Raw genomic sequence first — 16233 nt, 5'->3', positions numbered from 1 at the left:
AACTGGTTAAAAGTCCTAGGCCCCCCAGTCCGGCGTGACAATCGGGCCACGGGGCCGGGCTGGCGGTTTTACAGTCACATTATCCGGCGTGCAGCGGCGCGCAGGCTGCCGCAAGCCATGTGCGCGCCGGAGTTTGCAGATGCGGCGCGACGCTTTCAAAAACCCGTGCATGATAGCCATCCAGCCATGCCGTCTCGGCTGCTGACAGGCTGGCTGCATCGATCAGCCGCCTGTCGAATGGGGCCAGGGTAAGCACCTCGAATTCCAGAAACGAGCGATTGGCCTCGCCCACATTGCTGGGCTGGACCAGATGCAGGTTTTCAAGCCGGATGCCAAACGCGCCGGGGCGGTAATAGCCCGGCTCGTTGGACAGGATCATGCCCGCATGCAGTGCTATGGGCCGGAACACGGGCGAGATCGTGGCCGGTCCCTCATGCACCGACAGGTAGCTGCCAATGCCGTGGCCGGTGCCGTGGTCGTAATTCAGCCCGCCCTCCCACAGGGCATGGCGGGCCAGCGCATCGAGCGCGTGGCCGGTTACGCCAGTGGGGAAGCGCGCGCGGGCCAGCGCGATATGCCCGCGCAGCACGCGGGTAAAGGCATCGCGCACATCCGCATCGGGCGCCCCCGGCCCGGTCCAGATGGTGCGGGTGATGTCGGTGGTGCCAAAGGGGTACTGCCCGCCGCTATCGATCAGGTAGACCTCGTTGGGGCGCAGCGCGCGGTTGCTCTCGGGGGTGACGCGGTAATGGATGATCGCCCCGTTCGGCCCCGCGCCGGAAATGGCGGGAAAGCTCTCCTCGCGGTAATCGGGGCAGTCGGCGCGAAAGCCATTGAGCTGTTCAGCCGCATCAAGCTCCGTGGTGCGGGCTGCATTGTCATCCAGCCAGTGCAGGAAGCGGCATATGGCCACGCCATCAAGCAGGTGGGCACGCCTGCTGCCCTCCTGCTCGGTCGGGTTCTTGATGGCCTTGGGCAACTGGCACGGGTCATCCTTGCGGATGATCGTGGCCCCCGCCTGTTCCAGCACCTGCATGAACCATATCGCGTTGCGGGCGGGGTCAACCTGCACGCGGGCCGGGGCGAGGGCGCGCAGGCTCTCCTCCAGTGCTGATGGCGGCAGCAGGGTCACGTCGGCGCCCAGCCAGTCGCGCGTCTGCTGCGCCACCTTGGCCGGGTTGATGAACAGCGTCACCTGTCCGTCGCCCTGCACAATGGCAAAGCTCAGGCTGAGCGGCGTGTAGGGCACATCATTGCCGCGGATGTTGAGCAGCCACGCAATCGAGGCCGGATCACTCAGCACCAGCGCGTGCTCGCCCGCTGCGCGCAGGCTGGCGGCAAGGGCTTCGCGCTTGGCGGCACTTGCCTGCCCCGCCCAGGCCTCGGGCTGGGGCACGCAGGGCGTGCAGGGGGCAGCAGGGCGGTCGGTCCAGACCTGGTCCACGGGGTTTTCGGCCAGCGGCACCAGCGTCAGCCCCGCATCACTGAACGGGCGCAGCGCGCTCTCGCTGGTCAGGCGCGGGTCGTAGCCGATGCGCAGGCTCGCTCCATGCTGCGCCAGCCAGCCTGCGGGCGGGGTCCGGGTAATGTGCAGCCGCTCCCACGCTGCTGCATCAACCTGCTGGTCCATCTGGGTCATGTAGCGCCCGTCGGAGAACACGGCGGCGCACCCGGGCAGGATGGCCGCCAGCCCCGCGCTGCCGGTAAAGCCGGTGAGCCAGGCCAGCCGTTCCGCGCAGGGGGCGACATATTCGCCCAGATGTTCATCGCCACGCGGCAGGATGAAACCGTCCACGCCCATCCGGCTCAGGGCGGCGCGCAGGGCATCGGGGCGGCTGGAAACAGGCAACATGGGGGTATCCTTGCTGGGGGTGGAACTACGCCGGTGACATGATGCGGTACAGGAACAGGAGGTCCATCCAGCGGCCGTACTTGGTGCCGCATTCAGGCAGCAGGCCCCCATGCTGGAAGCCAAAGCGCTCATGCAGCCTGCGCGAGGCGATGTTGGTGGACGTAATGCCCGCGATCATGACATGCACGTTTGCAGCCGTCGCCCGCTCGCACAGGGCCTGCAGCAGGGCGCTGCCAATGCCCTGGCGCTTGTAGGCGGGCGCGATATAGAGCGAATGCTCCACCGTATGGCGATAACCCGAGAACGGGCGGAACATCTTCCAGCTACTGTAGCCCGCCACATTGCCATCGGGCATCTGCGCCACCAGCACGGGAAAGCCGCTGGCCTGGCTGGTGTGCAGCCAGTCCAGCCGGGCCTCGAGCGTGGTTTCCTGCGTTTCCCACATCGAGGTGCTGTTGCGGATGGCGTGGTTGACGATCTCGACAATGGCCGGGATGTCATCATCCGTCGCATCGCGGATCAGGAGGGCGGGGGTATCAGCCATGGGGTTTGCGCAGGATCAGCGTGCCCCAGTCTCCCTCGCGCAGGTGGCGCTCGAGCACAAGCCCGTGCCGCCTGTGGGCGGCCAGCACCATGCGCACCTGCGTGTTGAGCAGCCCCGCCAGGATGGCGGTGCCGCCGGGCATCAGGTTAAGCGCGAGGTCAGCGGCCATGGCGCAGAGCGGGCGGGCCAGGATGTTGGCGAACACAAGGTCGTAAGGCGCATGGCGGCGGATGGCGGGCGTGGACCAGCCATTACCCAGATGGCAGTCGATCAGGTTGGACAGCCCGTTCATGGCGGCGTTGCGTCTGGTCACCCGCACCGACCACGGATCGATATCGGTGGCCAGCACCGGCTTGTGCAGCAGCGCTGCCGCCGCCATGGCCAGAATGCCCGACCCGCAGCCAAGGTCGAGAATGCGTTGCGGCCTGCGATATGCCACCATCTCGAGTGCGCGCAGGCAGCCGCGCGTGGAGCCGTGCTCGCCCGAGCCGAAGGCAACCCCCGCATCGAGTGTTATGGTAATGCGCTGCGGGTTGGGGGCATCCTCAAGGTGGGTGCCGCGAATGGCGAAGCGCCTGCCTGCAAGCTGCTCGGGGAAGGATTCGTAGGTGCGGGCCAGCCAGCCTTCGGCCTCGGTGTGGCTGCGCTCGAGTTCGGCATCCACGCCGCTGGTCAGGGCGGCGAGGATCAGGGCCGCGCGCAGTTCGTCCTCGCCGCTGCCGGTGTCCTTCACCCCTTCCACGCGCCACAGGGTCTGGCTGTCATCGAGTTCGAAGATGCCGATGGTGGCGCACACGGTGGCGAGGGCGGATTCATAGGCCTCGACCGCATCAGGCGGAACGGTGACCGATATGGTTTCAAGTTCGGTGGCGTGACGCCGGGGGGAAAGGCTCATCTATACCTGCTCAACAAATTTATCGATCACCCGCTTGGGGCCTGCTTTTTCAAATGCGACTTCCAGCCGGTTTCCCTCGACCGAGGTAATCGTGCCGTAGCCGAATTTCTGGTGGAATACACGCACCCCCACCTTCATGCCCGCAGCCGGGGCGGCTGCGGGGGTGACGTCATGCACCCGTCTGGCCGCCACGAGCGGGAAGGGGGAGGACCCGAATACCGCAGGCCGCCCGAGGAAGTTGCGGCGGCTGTTGGCGCTGTCGCCCCGGCTTTCAATGTGCTCGGCGGGCAGTTCTTCCACAAACCGACTGGGAATGGCGGACTGCCAGCTACCATAGATGAGCCGGTTGGCGGCGTGGCTGATGATGGCCAGCCTGCGCGCGCGCGTAATGCCCACATAGGCCAGGCGGCGTTCCTCCTCCAGCCCCTTCAGGCCGCCTTCATCAAGCGTGCGCTGCGAGGGGAACACGCCTTCCTCCCAGCCGGGCAGGAATACGGTGTCGAATTCCAGCCCCTTGGCGCCATGCAGCGTCATGATGCTCATGCTGTCATCGCCCGCCTTCGCCTCGGTATCCATGACAAGGGCGACATGTTCGAGGAAGCCGCCAAGGTTCTCGTAATCCGCCAGCGAGCGGACGAGTTCCTTGAGGTTCTCGATCCGGCCCGGCGCGTCGGGTGACTTGTCGGCCTTCCACATCTCGATATACCCGCTTTCATCAAGCAGGTTGTCGATGGCCACGACATGCCCCTCGCGCCCGGCCTGCTCGCGTGCGGTGGCGAGTGCGTGCATCAGCGCGGTCAACTGTTCCTTTGCCTTGCCCCTGATCTCGCCGGTAGCCAGCATTTCCAGCACGGCGGCGGTGAGCGGGATCTGGCGCTCGCGGGCGTGCATGTGCAGCTTCTGCAACCCCGTGGCGCCCACGCCCCGGCGCGGCACGTTGATGATGCGCTCGAACGCCAGGTCATCGGAGGGCTGGCTGACCACGCGCATATAGGCAATGGCATCGCGGATCTCGGCGCGCTCGTAAAAGCGCAGGCCACCCACCACGCGGTAAGGCAGGCCGAGGGTGATCAGCCGTTCCTCGAATGCGCGGGTCTGGAAGCCCGCGCGCACGAGGATGGCGATCTCGCTCATGGCGTGGCCATCGGCGCGCAGGCGCTCGATCTCGGCGCCGACCATGCGGGCCTCGTCATCGGAGTCCTGCACGGCAATCACGCGCACTTTCTCGCCTTCCGCATCCTCGCGGCCGGGGTGCAGCGTTTTGCCAAGGCGCTCCTCGTTATGGGCGATCAGGCCCGAGGCCGCGCCAAGGATCTGGCGGGTGGAGCGGTAATTGCGCTCGAGCCGCACCACGCGCGCACCAGGGAAGTCACGCTCGAAGCGCAGGATGTTCTCCACCTCCGCCCCGCGCCATGAGTAGATGGACTGGTCATCATCCCCCACGCAGCAGATGTTCGATGGCTGGCCCGGCCTGTGGGCCAGCAGCCGCAGCCACAGGTACTGGATGGTGTTGGTGTCCTGATATTCATCAACCAGGATGTAGCGGAAGTAGCGGTGATACTGCTCGAGCACGGCAGGATGCCTGCGCAGGATTTCCGTCATGTGCAGCATCAGGTCGCCAAAGTCGCAGGCGTTGATCTGCTTCAGCCGGTTCTGATAGTCGGTATAGATCTCGGCGCAGCGGCCATTGGCGAAATCCGTGTCCTCGGCCGCCGTGATGGCGTCGGGCATGAGGCCACGGTCCTTCCAGCGCTGGATCACGCCCATGATCGCCTGTGGCGGCCAGCGCTTGGTGTCGATACGGTAGGGCTCGAGCACCTGCTTGAGCAGGCGCAACTGGTCATCGGTATCAAGGATGGTGAAGCTGCTGGTAAGACCCACATATTCCGCATGGCGGCGCAGCATGCGCGCGCATAGCGCGTGGAAGGTGCCCAGCCACAGCCCCTCCGCCGGTTCACCGAGCAGCGCGCTCACGCGCTCGCGCATCTCGCGCGCGGCCTTGTTGGTGAAGGTCACGGCCAGGATCTGGTTGGGCCGCGCCCGGCCCGAGAGCAGGATATGCGCGAACCGCGTGGTCAGCACCCGCGTCTTGCCCGTGCCTGCGCCGGCAAGGACCAGCAGCGGGCCGTCGGTCGTCTCGATCGCGGCGCGCTGCTCGGGGTTGAGGCGGCTGAGGTATTCCGGCGCGTTGCCGGTGGGGATAAGGCTGTCCATCACGCTTTCTTCTATACCAATCCGGCGGGTCAGCACCAATGCTATCGGCTGTCAGGAGGGGGAATGAAAGAAACGGAACCCGCAAAGACACCGGCACGGATCGGCCCCGGTGGGCACAGGGCGCGCATGCGCCAGCGCATCCGCATGGCGGGCGCGCATTCGCTGGCTGATTATGAACTGCTCGAGGTGCTGCTTTTTGCAGCAACCCCCCGGCGCGACACCAAGCCGCAGGCCAAGGCGCTGCTGGCAGCCTTTGGCAGCCTCGAGGCGGTGCTTGAAGCGACGCCCGCCGCCCTGCGGGCAGCAGGACTCGGCCCGCGCGGGGTGGCGGTCATGGGCGTGCCGGGCGCGGTGGCGCAGCGCCTGGCCCATGCCGATCTGCGCGGGCAGGTGGTGTTTGCCGACATGGCGGTGCTGCTCGATTACTGCGACCGCCTGCCTGCCACCGCACCCGATGGCATGCGGCTGTTCTACCTTGATTCAGCCCGCCAGATGCTGGCCGATGAGGTCGTGCCCGCAGGTGCTGCTGCCGCGCAGTGCCGCGTGGTACTGGCCCGCGCGCTGGAACTGCATGCGGTCTCGCTCATTGCGGTGCGCGACATGGGCCAGCACGCGCCCCCACCGCCACACAGCCTGCCCGAACTGCGCTTTGTGCGCATGCTGCACACGCATGCCCGCCTGCTTGGCCTGGTGTTTCAGGACTGCCTGCTGCGCGGAGCAGGGCAGGTGGTGAGCATGCGGGGGCTGATGGACCGCTGAAACCGTCCTTCTTCAGGTGTGGGGATGGGCTTCTTCCGCCGCGAATTGCTGGCGGATGGCGGCCAGCAGTTCGGCAGGCTGGCTGACCAGCGCATCAGCACCCGCCTGCACCAGTTCCTCGCGCGTGCCATAGCCCCACAGCACGCCCAGCGCGCGCACGTGGTTGGCATGCGCGCCGCTGATGTCGAAGCGGCGGTCACCGATCATCAGCGCATCCTCGCGGTTGACCGCGTATTCACGCAGCACGGCGGCGATCAGTTCGGGCTTTTCGGCCCCGCTTTCATCCTCGCGCGCGCCGGACAGGCCATCAAAATACTGCACGAGGCCGCGCATGTGCAGGATCTTGCGCGCCAGGTAGCGCGGCTTGGAGGTGGCCACGAACAGCCGCACGCCCTCGGCCGAGAGGGTCTCGATCACCTCGCGCATGTGCTCGAAAACCGGGCTCTTGTGCATGCCGGCCGACTCGTAGTGCTTGCGATACAGCGCCATTGCCTCCTGAACCCGGTCATCGCCATAATGGGCAAGGATGTGGCCGATCAGTTCCTCAAGCGGTGGGCCGACCACCCAGGTCAGGTCCATCGACAGGTCGGGTTCATGCCCGAGGTCGCGCAGCACGGCATGGATGGATTCGACAATGCCATCGCGCGAGCGGATGATGGTGCCGTCGAGGTCAAAAAGTACGGTATGGGACTGATGAAGACGCATGCAGGTTCATAACCTCCTTATTTTGCCGCCATCATGCACCATGGCGGCGCGTTCTGTCCTGCAATTGTTGGGGAAGGGCCGTTTTGTCCGACCATAAGCCACCCGCCCCCGCATCGGTGCCGCTTGGCGGCAGCATCAGCCGCGCGCAGGACCATGCCCTGCTGCATCGTCTCATCCGCACGCTTGATACGGCGCACCCCGCTCCTGACCGGCTGGCTGCCAGCCTTCTGGCCCGGTTTGGTTCGGCGGGCATGGCGCTTTCGGCGCATGTGGGCGGGCTGGATGAAGTGGCGGGGCGCGAGGCCCTCGTGCCGCCACTGCTGGCAGTGGCGCGTGAGGCGGCGCTACGGCTGTACCGGAGCCGGGTGCGCAGGACTGATGTGCTCGCGGGCCGCAAGGGGCTGGAGGCCTACCTGCAGGCCTGCATGGGCCATGAGGTGATCGAGCAGTTCCGGGTGCTGTTCCTTGACGGGGATTTCCATCTGCTGGCTGATGACCTGATGGGCACCGGCACGGTCAACCATTCCCCCGTCTATCCGCGCGAGATCATGCGCCGTGCCCTGCACCTTGGCGCGCAGAAGCTGGTGCTGGCCCATAACCACCCCGCAGGCCGCCCCGAGCCATCGGGGGCCGATATCGAGATGACCATGCGCATTGCCCAGATCGGCAGGCTGATGGGCGTTGTGGTACATGACCATATTATCGTGGGTAACGGGCGCAGCCATAGCTTTCGCGCCATGGGGCTGATTGCCTGAGTAAGTGTTTGGTGAAGCCTTTTTCAAAAAGCTTCAAAGAGCACCGCCTTTTTGAAAAAAGGCGGCACCCCAAAACTTTTATCATTTTTCATCAATGAGTTGTTTTCAAACAGTCTCTTATTGATCAGCGGCGTCGTCTTTTGGGTTCACGGGCGTTGCCAGCGGGCCAAGGGCGGCTTCAACACCGAACGCGCCAGGCAGGCTGCCGGGCGGAAAGATCACGTTCACATGCCCCATCTTGCGCCCCGGCCGGGCCTCGGCCTTGCCGTAATGGTGGGCCAGCAGGCGCGGGGTGGCCATGATCTCGGGCCACAGCGCCATGTCTTCGGGGCCGATCAGGTTTTTCATCACCGCGTCGCTGTGGCGGGTGGCGGGCGGCAGCGGCAGATTGGTCACGGCACGCACATGCATCTCGAACTGGTCCACCGGGCAGGCATTCATGGTCCAGTGGCCCGAATTATGCGGGCGGGGCGCGATCTCGTTCACGCGCAGGCTGCCGTCATGATCGACGAACATTTCCACGCCCAGCAGGCCCACAAGGCCGAGGGCCGTGGCAATGCGGCGGGCCAGATCACGCGCCTGCGCCGCCAGATCGGGTGCAATGCGGGCCGGGGCCAGGCTGATGTCGAGAATGCCGTTGCGGTGGCGGTTCTCGGTTACGTCAAAGGTGCTGATCTCGCCGCGCTCATTACGCGCCACCATCACGCTCACTTCACACGCGAAGCGGATCATGCCCTCGGCCACCAGCGGGTGCGGGCGCAGCGCATCAAAGGCATGGTCGAGGTCGGCCGCGCTGTGAATGCGGGCCTGGCCCTTGCCGTCATAGCCCAGCCGGGTGGTCTTGAGGATGAAGGGATAGCCCAGCACGTCTGCCGCGCGGTCCAGGTCGGCCCGGCTTTCCACCGCGTGCCAGGGGGCGACGGGAATGCCGTGCTCGCCCATGAAGCTTTTCTCGGCAATGCGGTCCTGGCTGATGCGCAGGATCGCACCCGCCGGGTGAACCGGGCGCAGGCTCGAGAGCAGGTCCAGTCCGTCGGCGCTGATGTTCTCGAACTCGAAGGTGATGACATCCACCGCACCGGCAAAGCGGCGCAGGGCATCATGGTCATCATACGCGCCAAGGGTTACGGCATGCGCCACCTGGGCGGCCGGGCCATCGGCCTCGGTGGTCAGGATATGGGCGCGGTAGCCAAGGCGGGCGGCGGCAATGGCGGACATGCGGCCAAGCTGGCCACCGCCCACGATGCCCAGAACGGAACCGGGGGGCAGCATGCTCATCGGGTCGGCTCATCGGCCACGGCCGCCGTCTGGGCCGCGCGCCACGCTGCCAGCCGCGTGCCCAGTGCCGGGTCAGCCAGGGCGAGGATGGAGGCTGCCATCAGGGCGGCATTGGTGGCCCCTGCCTTGCCAATGGCCAGCGTGCCTACGGGAATGCCGCCGGGCATCTGCACGATGGAAAGCAGGCTGTCCATGCCCTTGAGCGCATGCGATTCGACCGGAACCCCCAGCACCGGCAGCGCCGTCCAGGCCGCGCACATGCCCGGCAGGTGCGCGGCCCCGCCAGCCCCCGCGATGATGACCGAAAGCCCGCGCCCCTGCGCGGCTTTTGCATAGTCGGCCAGCCGGTCTGGCGTGCGGTGGGCGGAGACGATGCGCACCTCATGCGCAACCGCGAGCTTTTCCAGCACGGCGGTGGCGTGGCGCATGGTTTCCCAGTCGGACTGGCTGCCCATGATGATCCCCACGCGGGGGGAGGCGGAAGAGGCGGGGGAAGGGTGGCTCACGGTTTGGAATACTCTCGTCAGGTCGTCAGGCAATACTGTCGGGGATCAGGCGGCTTTCCAGCCAGGTGATCTCGTCCTTGAGCAGCAGTTTGCGCTTTTTCAGCCGTTGCAGTTGCAACTGGTCCGATATCTGCAGGGCCATGCGGCTTATGACCGTATCAAGGTCACGATGTTCGCTGCGCAGTTCATGCAGCTTGCGAAGGAGGGTCTCGCGATCTGTCAGCATGGCGGCTCATCTGTTCGGTGGGCAGGGGGCCAGTCTAAGCATATCCGCGCCAAAAGGCGAAATGCGTGCCTTGCCCCACGGCCTGCAATTTTAGCATGGAATTTGCCTGCGCGTCTGGTCTAGCCTGATCGGGTCGTAGCAAAGACGCTGGAGGGTTCCATGTCGTATGAAGCGCGTATCAACAGCCTCAAAACTCGCCATGCGCGGCTTGATGCCCGCATTTTTGATGAAGACCGCCGCCCGCTGCCTGATGAAGGCGCGATCAGGCGCCTCAAGCTGGAAAAACTGCGCGTAAAGGAAGAAATCGAGCGACTGGCCAGGCTGGGCTGAACAAAGGCCCTGCTTTCGCCCGGCGGGTCATGCCGCCGGGCGGTCAGGCTTACAGTGCGTGCTCGCTGTCGTCATCAAGCTCGAGCGGCGGCGGCACGGCCTGACCTTCACGGGCAAGGCGCTCATTGGCGGCGGCAACCATGGCATTGAGGTCGGTCTGGCTGCACAGGCCCAGCGTGACAGGATCGCGCGGCTTGATGTTGGGGCTGTTCCAGTGCTGCTTGCTGCGCACTTTCTCGATCGTGTCCTTGGTGGTGCCCAGCAGCTTGCTGGTCTGCTGCTCGGACAGCTGCGGGAAGTTGCGCAGGATGAACGCAATCGCATCAGGCCGGTCGTTGCGCTTGGCCACCGGGGTGTAGCGCGCGCCCTTCGAGCGGCGGTTGATCGGGTTGGCGGGCGGCAGGATCTTGAGGCGCGACTCAGGGTCCTTTTCGCAGCGGTCGATTTCCGCCTGGGTCAACTGGTGGTTGGCAATCGGGTCATAGCCCACGATTCCCTGCGCCACTTCGCCATCGGCGATGGCCTGCACCTCAAGGGGGTGCATTCCACAGAATTCGGCAATCTGGGTAAAGGTCAGCGCCGTCTTTTCAATAAGCCACACGGCGGTTGCCTTGGGCATCAGGGGCAGGGCAGTCATTGTCACTCAGGTCCTACAGCGTGTGGCGCCACACGCAGGCACCTGAAAGGGTGTTTGAAACGGCTCCATCCCGAAGCGGGAACCGTGCGGGCCTGCTGGCGCGCTTAAACGGAAAACACTCGTGGAAGTGATATGAAGGTTGAGGGCGCCAAAGGTCAAGACATCAATCCGCCCGCACCGGATGTTTCGCATCCATCAGCCCGGAGCCTGAAAAGATGCGGACCAGCAATGCCGACGCGCGTACCGTACAAAAACGGGGGCGGGCCATCTGGCCCGCCCCCGCAATCAATGACCGTGCTCAGGCCGCGCAGCCGCACGCGGCGGGCTGTGGGGCAGGGGTGGCAACGGAGGCTGGCGCGGGCTGCGCGCCCTCCATGGCCACGACCTGCCCTGACGAGATGGGAATGCGCCGCGGCTTGAGCGCCTCGGGCACGATCTGGCGCACGGCAATGCGCAGCAGCCCGTTGGTCATGTCGGCCTTTTCCACCACCACATGGTCGGCCAGCACGAAGCGGCGCTCGAAGGCACGGGTGGCGATGCCGCGATGGAGCATCTCGCGCTCCTGCGTGTTTTCTGCCACGCGACCGGCCACGATCAGCGTGTTGTCCTGCACGGTCAGCTCGATGTCATCGGGGCCGAAGCCTGCCACCGCCATGGTCAGGGCGTAACGGGCATCGGACAGTTTTTCGATATTGTAGGGCGGGTAGGACGGGCTGACCGGATTCTGGGCCGCCGTGTCGACAAGCTGGGCCAGCCGGTCAAATCCGATCGCGCTGCGAAACAGCGGTGCGAAATCATAAGCCATGTTCAAAACCTCCATGAAGCAAGGTCTGCGGATAAGCGGCCCCTCGGTCGAGCAGGCCGCGCTGTAGGGATCATGCGAACCCGCTCGGGCATTCGCATGATCCAGACATGGGAATGCCCGGCCCCCCGTTCAAGGGACCGGGCATTGCCGGTAACCGCAGTGTGTATTCGGTGGAGGTGAGGGTTATCAGCCCTTCTTGCGCTGGCCCAGCGCGCCGAACTTCTTGTTGAACTTGGCGACCTGGCCCCCGGTGTCCATCATGCGCTGCACGCCGGTCCACGCCGGGTGGGACTTGGTATCGATGTCGAGGCGGAGCGTATCGCCCGGCTTGCCGTAGCAGGAGCGGGTCTTGTACTCGGTGCCATCGGTCATGATGACATTGATCTCGTGGTAGTCGGGGTGGATGCCGGATTTCATTTCAAACAACTTTCGCGCTGGGCCCACCGATGCCGACCGGGGGCGTATGTTCGGCTGGCCTATAGACGAGATGGGCGCCCGAGATCAACACCCGATGGCAAGAAAACCCACGCCTGTTGCGGGCAGGCAGGGTGTTACCGCGTTGCATCAGGCGCGCGGAATGGCAAAAAAGCAGCGTTGATGCAGTCGTCACGCGCGCCCGATGTTGCTAGGAGTAAATATCTTCTGAGAAATAAAGGATTGGCGTTAATGGCAAAACTGCCGGATCACGTGCCTGAACTGCACGTCAAGGATATTCATGTACCCGGTTGGCTGGGCGAATTCCGTAACTTCCTCATGCGCGGCAACGTGGTTGACCTCGCTGTCGGTGTTATCGTCGGCGCGGCGTTCACGGCCATCGTGAACAGCCTGGTGAAGGATATCTTCACCCCCATCCTTGGCCTGCTCATTGGTGGTATCGACTTCACCAACCTGTTCATCACCCTGCGCGGCCCGCATCTGGCCACGCTGGCCGATGCGCAGAAGGCGGGCGCGGTCACCCTGAACGTGGGCCTGTTCCTCAATGCCGTGATCCAGTTCGTCATCATCGGCTTCGTGATTTTCTGGGTGGTCAAGGTCATCAACCGCCTGACCGCGAAGAAAGAAGCCGAGAAGCCGACAACGCCGCCCGCCCCCCCGCGCAGCGAAGTGCTGCTGCAGGACATTCTCGACGTGCTCAAGACCGAAGCCGCCCAGAAAGGCGAGGCCCCCAAGGCCTGAACGCCCGCCCCCGGCGCAGCGTAAGGAACGGGCACCCTGTCGGGGTGCCCGTTTTTTTGTGTCCGCCCGCGCCCTTGTGCCCGGTGGCCTGCGTGCCCACTATGGCAGGCGCGGGTTGATCCCTTGCGGCGTTTGTGTAACCCGATGGCCGTAACCCGCCCGCCTGAACTGGCCACGGTGCGGGGCATGCGTTGTGCATGAGAGAATTTTCACAGCCGTTACAGGGTTGGCGCTACATGACTGATTTCCTACGACATGTCCGTTCCGGCATGCTGCTTGTGGCAGCGGCCAGCGTGCTGGCGGGCTGCCATGGCCCGCAGCGCCCGGACATGGCGCGCCTGCCCGGCCCGGCCCAGGATTACCTGCTGGTCTCGACCTATTTCATGGCCGAGGGCAGCCTTGTCAGCCGCCTGCAGGATGGCGGGCTGTCCGGCCAGCAGGTGTATGACATGGCGGCCTCGCTCAAATATGGCAAGCACACGATCATGACCGTGCTGCAGAAGCCCTCGCGCCGCGCCCGCCGCGAAGGCCAGCAGGCCGTCGCCCTGATGGTGGCCTGCGCCAACCAGCCCGATCCCTCCACGCTCAATGGCGTAGCGCCCCCGCGCTGCCTTCCCGGCGCGCCGCTCATGCCCGTCAATGCACAAGGGCAGGTTCAACCGCCATCGGTTAAACCTGCCCCCAGATAATCTTGAGAAAAGTTGTTGAAGGCGTCTTTCGAAGCTTTTTGAAAAAAGCTTCACCCACAACTTTTATTTTTTATCATTCTGCCCGGCACGTGCTCAGGAGCGCGCGGGCGGTCGTGCATCGCGGCGCAGGCGCTTCTCGCCCATCAGCAGCAGCAAAGGCGCTGCGATGAAGATGGAAGACGACGTGCCCACCACGATCCCGAACAGCATCACCCACGCAAAGCCGGACAGGCTGGCCCCGCCAAACAGGGCCAGCGGCAGGGCGGCCAGGAACACGGTGCATGACGTGCCCAGCGTGCGGCTGAGTGTTTCGTTGATCGACAGGTCGATCAGTTCGGCCAGCGGCATGGTGCGGTATTTGCGCAGGTTCTCGCGCACGCGGTCATACACCACCACCTTGTCGTTGGTGGAATAGCCCAGGATGGTCAGGATGGCGGCCACCATCACCAGATCGAACTCGAAATGCGTAATGACCAGGAAGCCGATGGCCTTGGTCAGGTCCAGCACCAGCGTCACCACCGCGCTGACCGCGAACTCCCATTCAAAACGGAACCAGATATAGGCCAGGATCATCAGCAGGCTGATGCCCAGCGCCAGCATGCCGTTGCGGAACAGTTCCTTCGACACCGAAGCCCCCACCGCATCCGCCCGCAGCACCTGGGCGCCGGGCAGGGTGGCGATGGCATGGCGCACGGAGTCGACCATGGCCTGCGTGCGGGCCTCGTGGTCGGGCTCGCTGTCGGGCGGCGTATCAAGGCGGATCAGCACGTCATCCGGCCCGCCAAAGGACTGCACGCCCGCAGCCGAGACATGCTGGGCGGCAAGGGCTGCGCGGATGACGTTGAAATCGGCCGGACCCTGCGTGCGGGCCTCGACCACGATGCCACCCCTGAAATCCAACCCCAGCGTAAGCCCGGGGTGGAAGAACAGGATCAGCGAGGCGATGGACAGCACGGCCGACGTGGCCAGCCCGATGAAGCGCCCGCGCATGAAGTTGATTTTCGTGCCACGCGGCACGAACCGGAGAAGGGGACGATCAAACATCATTCGGCGCGCCTCAGACCGGCAGGGTGCTGGGGCGTGTGCGGGCATACCAGCGCACCATCAGCATCCTTGAGAGGAGAAGGGTGGTAAACAGGGTCGTCACGATACCGATCGTGATGGTGAGCGCGAAGCCGCGCACCGGCCCGGTTCCGAAAACGAACAGCATCACATGGGCCAGCAGGGCGGTGGCGTTACTGTCCACGATGGTGGCGGTGGCCCGCTCGAAGCCTGCCTGCATGGCCTGCAGCGCGCTGCGGCCACGGGCTACTTCCTCACGGATGCGCTCGTTGATCAGGATGTTGGCATCCACCGCCATGCCCAGGGTCAGCAGCATGCCCGCCATGCCCGGCAGGGTCAGTGTTGCCTCGAACAGCGAGAGGATGGCGGTCATCAGCACCAGGTTGGCCAGCAGCGCAATGTTGGCGTACCAGCCAAACCGGCCATAGAACAGCGCCATGAACGCGATCACGAGCACGAAGCCAGCCGCGAGGCTGTAGCCACCCGCCCGGATCGAATCCGCACCGAGCGACGGGCCGATGGAGCGCTGCTCGATCACGTTGAGCGGGGCGGGCAGGGCGCCCGCGCGCAGCAGCAGGGCGATGTCGGTGGCCTGCTGGGCGGAGAAGCCGCCGGTAATCTGCCCATTGCCGCCGGTAATGGCGGTGCGGATGACCGGAGCCTCGATCACCTTGTTATCGAGCACGATGGCAAAGCGCTTGCCCACATTGGCGCGGGTGACATCGCCGAATTCCTGCGCGCCGGTCGAATCGAAGGTGAAGTTCACCGCCCATTCGCCGCCTTCCTGATCGATCGAGGCGCTGGCGTTGGTCAGGTCCGCGCCATCCACGTCCACGTGGGAGAACACCGGCAGCGTGCCCTGCCCGTCGCTCATGGGCAGCATTTCCACGCCCGCGGGCGGTACAGCGGAGCCAATGGCGGAATCCGCCACGAGGTGGAAGGTCATCTTCGCCGTGGTGCCGAGCAGGTTCTTCACCCGCTCGGGGTCGCTGATGCCGGGCAGTTCGACAATGATCCGGTCCTCGCCCTGGCGGGTGATCTCGGGGTCGATGGCGCCGGTGGCGTCAATGCGGCGGCGCACGATCTCGATGGACTGGGTCACGGCGTCATAGGCGCGCTGGCGGGCCGCATCGGGCGAGAGGGTGATGGCAACCTGCCCGCCTTCGCTCTCTTCCACCCTGAACTCGCCCGGTGCGTTCATCGGCATGGCGCGCAGCGCCTTGAGGTCGGGCTGCGTCTCGTCGGGCGTGCGGGGCGTGAAGGTCACGCCACGGGGGCCGGTGGCGAGGTTGCGGTAGCCCAGCCCGGCCTTGAGCAGGGTCTGGCGGGTTTCATCCTGCAGGGCGTGCAGCCTGTCGGCGGCGACACTGGCCATGTCCACCTGCAACAGCAGGTATGAGCCGCCACGCAGGTCAAGGCCCAGATGGATCTGGCGCCAGGGTAGGGAGGGGCTGGGCTGGCGGATGAAATTGGGCAGGCACAGCGCCAGCCCGACCAGACATACGCCAATGACCGAAGCCATTCTGAGCCGACTGTAATACATCATGACTTGATGGAAAGCTCCCTGCGCCCGGCTGAGCCGGTTCCCTTGCCCGGCATGGTCAATGTGTCGTGTGCACGTAAAATCAGTGCGGGAACATGCCGCCCCGCGCCCGATGATGCAACCGCTGATGCACCGAGCGCCTGCCCGGCGTTGCCGTTTTGCCGCATTGGCGGGGGCGCGCCGGCAGGGCGGGGGCTGTGCGACCGGCGTGCTGGCTGCTAATCCGGCAGGGGGACCGTTTCAAAAGCATGGTCGGG

General features: G+C 65.2%; 18 protein-coding genes. 5 read left to right on the top strand and 13 right to left on the bottom strand.

What is annotated here, in order from left to right:
• Positions 1-79: 79 nt before the first annotated feature.
• From HNW77_RS07830 to HNW77_RS07815, 4 genes are read right to left on the bottom strand one after another with little or no spacing between them, the layout of a single operon-like run.
• Positions 80-1852, bottom strand: coding sequence for an aminopeptidase P family protein (locus HNW77_RS07830; RefSeq protein ID WP_172156655.1), 1773 nt, complete (start codon positions 1850-1852; stop codon positions 80-82).
• Between the two features lie 25 nt (positions 1853-1877).
• Positions 1878-2396 (bottom strand): GNAT family N-acetyltransferase, encoded by a 519-nt coding sequence (locus HNW77_RS07825; RefSeq protein ID WP_172156653.1) that lies wholly within the window; start codon positions 2394-2396, stop codon positions 1878-1880.
• The gene (locus tag HNW77_RS07820) at positions 2389-3291 is read right to left on the bottom strand and encodes a 50S ribosomal protein L11 methyltransferase (RefSeq protein ID WP_172156651.1); all 903 of its coding nucleotides are present in this window, start codon (positions 3289-3291) and stop codon (positions 2389-2391) included. Before HNW77_RS07820 ends, HNW77_RS07825 begins: the two co-directional genes overlap by 8 nt.
• A complete protein-coding gene (locus HNW77_RS07815; protein WP_172156649.1) occupies positions 3292-5505 on the bottom strand; it encodes an ATP-dependent helicase in 2214 nt (737 codons plus the stop codon).
• A 63-nt stretch (positions 5506-5568) separates the two neighbouring features.
• On the opposite strand from HNW77_RS07815, the gene HNW77_RS07810 reads away from it, so the two are divergent.
• Positions 5569-6264 (top strand): JAB domain-containing protein, encoded by a 696-nt coding sequence (locus tag HNW77_RS07810; protein ID WP_241694357.1) that lies wholly within the window; start codon positions 5569-5571, stop codon positions 6262-6264.
• A 12-nt stretch (positions 6265-6276) separates the two neighbouring features.
• Here HNW77_RS07810 and HNW77_RS07805 read toward each other — a convergent pair whose 3' ends face one another.
• Positions 6277-6969 (bottom strand): HAD hydrolase-like protein, encoded by a 693-nt coding sequence (locus tag HNW77_RS07805; protein WP_172156647.1) that lies wholly within the window; start codon positions 6967-6969, stop codon positions 6277-6279.
• Between the two features lie 83 nt (positions 6970-7052).
• Here HNW77_RS07805 and HNW77_RS07800 point away from each other — a divergent pair, with 83 nt between their 5' ends.
• Positions 7053-7724: a JAB domain-containing protein gene (locus tag HNW77_RS07800; RefSeq protein WP_172156645.1), complete on the top strand. Its 672-nt coding sequence runs from the start codon at positions 7053-7055 to the stop codon at positions 7722-7724.
• Between the two features lie 117 nt (positions 7725-7841).
• Here the strand turns inward: HNW77_RS07800 and HNW77_RS07795 are convergent, their stop codons facing one another.
• The 3 genes from HNW77_RS07795 to HNW77_RS07785 are packed head-to-tail and all read right to left on the bottom strand — an operon-like array spanning position 7842 to position 9734.
• Positions 7842-9002: a 5-(carboxyamino)imidazole ribonucleotide synthase gene (locus HNW77_RS07795; RefSeq protein ID WP_172156643.1), complete on the bottom strand. Its 1161-nt coding sequence runs from the start codon at positions 9000-9002 to the stop codon at positions 7842-7844.
• Positions 8999-9508 carry a 5-(carboxyamino)imidazole ribonucleotide mutase gene (gene purE / locus HNW77_RS07790; RefSeq protein WP_276592077.1) on the bottom strand — a complete coding sequence of 170 codons (510 nt, stop codon included), beginning with the start codon at positions 9506-9508 and terminating at the stop codon, positions 8999-9001. Before purE ends, HNW77_RS07795 begins: the two co-directional genes overlap by 4 nt.
• Before the next feature lie 25 nt (positions 9509-9533).
• Positions 9534-9734 (bottom strand): YdcH family protein, encoded by a 201-nt coding sequence (locus tag HNW77_RS07785; RefSeq protein ID WP_061272640.1) that lies wholly within the window; start codon positions 9732-9734, stop codon positions 9534-9536.
• Between the two features lie 159 nt (positions 9735-9893).
• On the opposite strand from HNW77_RS07785, the gene HNW77_RS07780 reads away from it, so the two are divergent.
• Positions 9894-10064 (top strand): YdcH family protein, encoded by a 171-nt coding sequence (locus HNW77_RS07780; protein ID WP_078526835.1) that lies wholly within the window; start codon positions 9894-9896, stop codon positions 10062-10064.
• Positions 10065-10113: 49 nt separating this feature from the next.
• On the opposite strand, the gene HNW77_RS07775 is transcribed toward HNW77_RS07780, so the two are convergent.
• The 3 genes from HNW77_RS07775 to rpmE all read right to left on the bottom strand — a co-directional run bounded on the left by HNW77_RS07775 (position 10114) and on the right by rpmE (position 11923).
• A complete protein-coding gene (locus HNW77_RS07775) occupies positions 10114-10701 on the bottom strand; it encodes a DUF1013 domain-containing protein (RefSeq protein WP_130729986.1) in 588 nt (195 codons plus the stop codon).
• Positions 10702-10999: 298 nt separating this feature from the next.
• Positions 11000-11506 carry an Hsp20 family protein gene (locus tag HNW77_RS07770; RefSeq protein WP_172156641.1) on the bottom strand — a complete coding sequence of 169 codons (507 nt, stop codon included), beginning with the start codon at positions 11504-11506 and terminating at the stop codon, positions 11000-11002.
• Between the two features lie 186 nt (positions 11507-11692).
• Positions 11693-11923 carry a 50S ribosomal protein L31 gene (gene rpmE, locus HNW77_RS07765; RefSeq protein WP_061272648.1) on the bottom strand — a complete coding sequence of 77 codons (231 nt, stop codon included), beginning with the start codon at positions 11921-11923 and terminating at the stop codon, positions 11693-11695.
• A 249-nt stretch (positions 11924-12172) separates the two neighbouring features.
• On the opposite strand from rpmE, the gene mscL reads away from it, so the two are divergent.
• Together mscL and HNW77_RS07755 are read left to right on the top strand one after the other, a co-directional pair.
• A complete protein-coding gene (gene mscL, locus HNW77_RS07760) occupies positions 12173-12682 on the top strand; it encodes a large conductance mechanosensitive channel protein MscL (protein ID WP_172156639.1) in 510 nt (169 codons plus the stop codon).
• Positions 12683-12918: 236 nt separating this feature from the next.
• On the top strand, positions 12919-13371 hold the full coding sequence (locus tag HNW77_RS07755; protein ID WP_172156637.1) for a hypothetical protein: 453 nt from the start codon (positions 12919-12921) through the stop codon (positions 13369-13371).
• Positions 13372-13464: 93 nt separating this feature from the next.
• On the opposite strand, the gene secF is transcribed toward HNW77_RS07755, so the two are convergent.
• On the bottom strand, positions 13465-14415 hold the full coding sequence (secF, locus tag HNW77_RS07750) for a protein translocase subunit SecF (protein ID WP_130730221.1): 951 nt from the start codon (positions 14413-14415) through the stop codon (positions 13465-13467).
• Positions 14416-14428: 13 nt separating this feature from the next.
• Positions 14429-15979, bottom strand: coding sequence for a protein translocase subunit SecD (secD, locus tag HNW77_RS07745; protein ID WP_172156635.1), 1551 nt, complete (start codon positions 15977-15979; stop codon positions 14429-14431).
• Positions 15980-16233 lie beyond the last annotated feature (254 nt).

This window comes from Komagataeibacter melomenusus (assembly GCF_013155395.1).
In the GTDB taxonomy this organism is placed as follows: Bacteria; Pseudomonadota; Alphaproteobacteria; order Acetobacterales; family Acetobacteraceae; genus Komagataeibacter; species Komagataeibacter melomenusus.
This window is presented reverse-complemented; position numbering and strand designations above follow the sequence as displayed.

What these genes read in the sequence shown, in the direction of transcription:
- rpmE (WP_061272648.1), bottom strand. Translation starts at nt 11,923, where the DNA reads ATGAAATCCGGCATCCACCCCGACTACCACGAGATCAATGTCATCATG.
- HNW77_RS07780 (WP_078526835.1), top strand. Translation starts at nt 9,894, where the DNA reads ATGTCGTATGAAGCGCGTATCAACAGCCTCAAAACTCGCCATGCGCGG.
- HNW77_RS07820 (WP_172156651.1), bottom strand. Translation starts at nt 3,291, where the DNA reads ATGAGCCTTTCCCCCCGGCGTCACGCCACCGAACTTGAAACCATATCG.
- HNW77_RS07830 (WP_172156655.1), bottom strand. Translation starts at nt 1,852, where the DNA reads ATGTTGCCTGTTTCCAGCCGCCCCGATGCCCTGCGCGCCGCCCTGAGC.
- HNW77_RS07805 (WP_172156647.1), bottom strand. Translation starts at nt 6,969, where the DNA reads ATGCGTCTTCATCAGTCCCATACCGTACTTTTTGACCTCGACGGCACC.
- secD (WP_172156635.1), bottom strand. Translation starts at nt 15,979, where the DNA reads ATGATGTATTACAGTCGGCTCAGAATGGCTTCGGTCATTGGCGTATGT.
- HNW77_RS07825 (WP_172156653.1), bottom strand. Translation starts at nt 2,396, where the DNA reads ATGGCTGATACCCCCGCCCTCCTGATCCGCGATGCGACGGATGATGAC.
- HNW77_RS07795 (WP_172156643.1), bottom strand. Translation starts at nt 9,002, where the DNA reads ATGAGCATGCTGCCCCCCGGTTCCGTTCTGGGCATCGTGGGCGGTGGC.
- HNW77_RS07785 (WP_061272640.1), bottom strand. Translation starts at nt 9,734, where the DNA reads ATGCTGACAGATCGCGAGACCCTCCTTCGCAAGCTGCATGAACTGCGC.
- mscL (WP_172156639.1), top strand. Translation starts at nt 12,173, where the DNA reads ATGGCAAAACTGCCGGATCACGTGCCTGAACTGCACGTCAAGGATATT.
- secF (WP_130730221.1), bottom strand. Translation starts at nt 14,415, where the DNA reads ATGTTTGATCGTCCCCTTCTCCGGTTCGTGCCGCGTGGCACGAAAATC.
- HNW77_RS07775 (WP_130729986.1), bottom strand. Translation starts at nt 10,701, where the DNA reads ATGACTGCCCTGCCCCTGATGCCCAAGGCAACCGCCGTGTGGCTTATT.
- HNW77_RS07815 (WP_172156649.1), bottom strand. Translation starts at nt 5,505, where the DNA reads ATGGACAGCCTTATCCCCACCGGCAACGCGCCGGAATACCTCAGCCGC.
- HNW77_RS07810 (WP_241694357.1), top strand. Translation starts at nt 5,569, where the DNA reads ATGAAAGAAACGGAACCCGCAAAGACACCGGCACGGATCGGCCCCGGT.
- HNW77_RS07770 (WP_172156641.1), bottom strand. Translation starts at nt 11,506, where the DNA reads ATGGCTTATGATTTCGCACCGCTGTTTCGCAGCGCGATCGGATTTGAC.
- HNW77_RS07755 (WP_172156637.1), top strand. Translation starts at nt 12,919, where the DNA reads ATGACTGATTTCCTACGACATGTCCGTTCCGGCATGCTGCTTGTGGCA.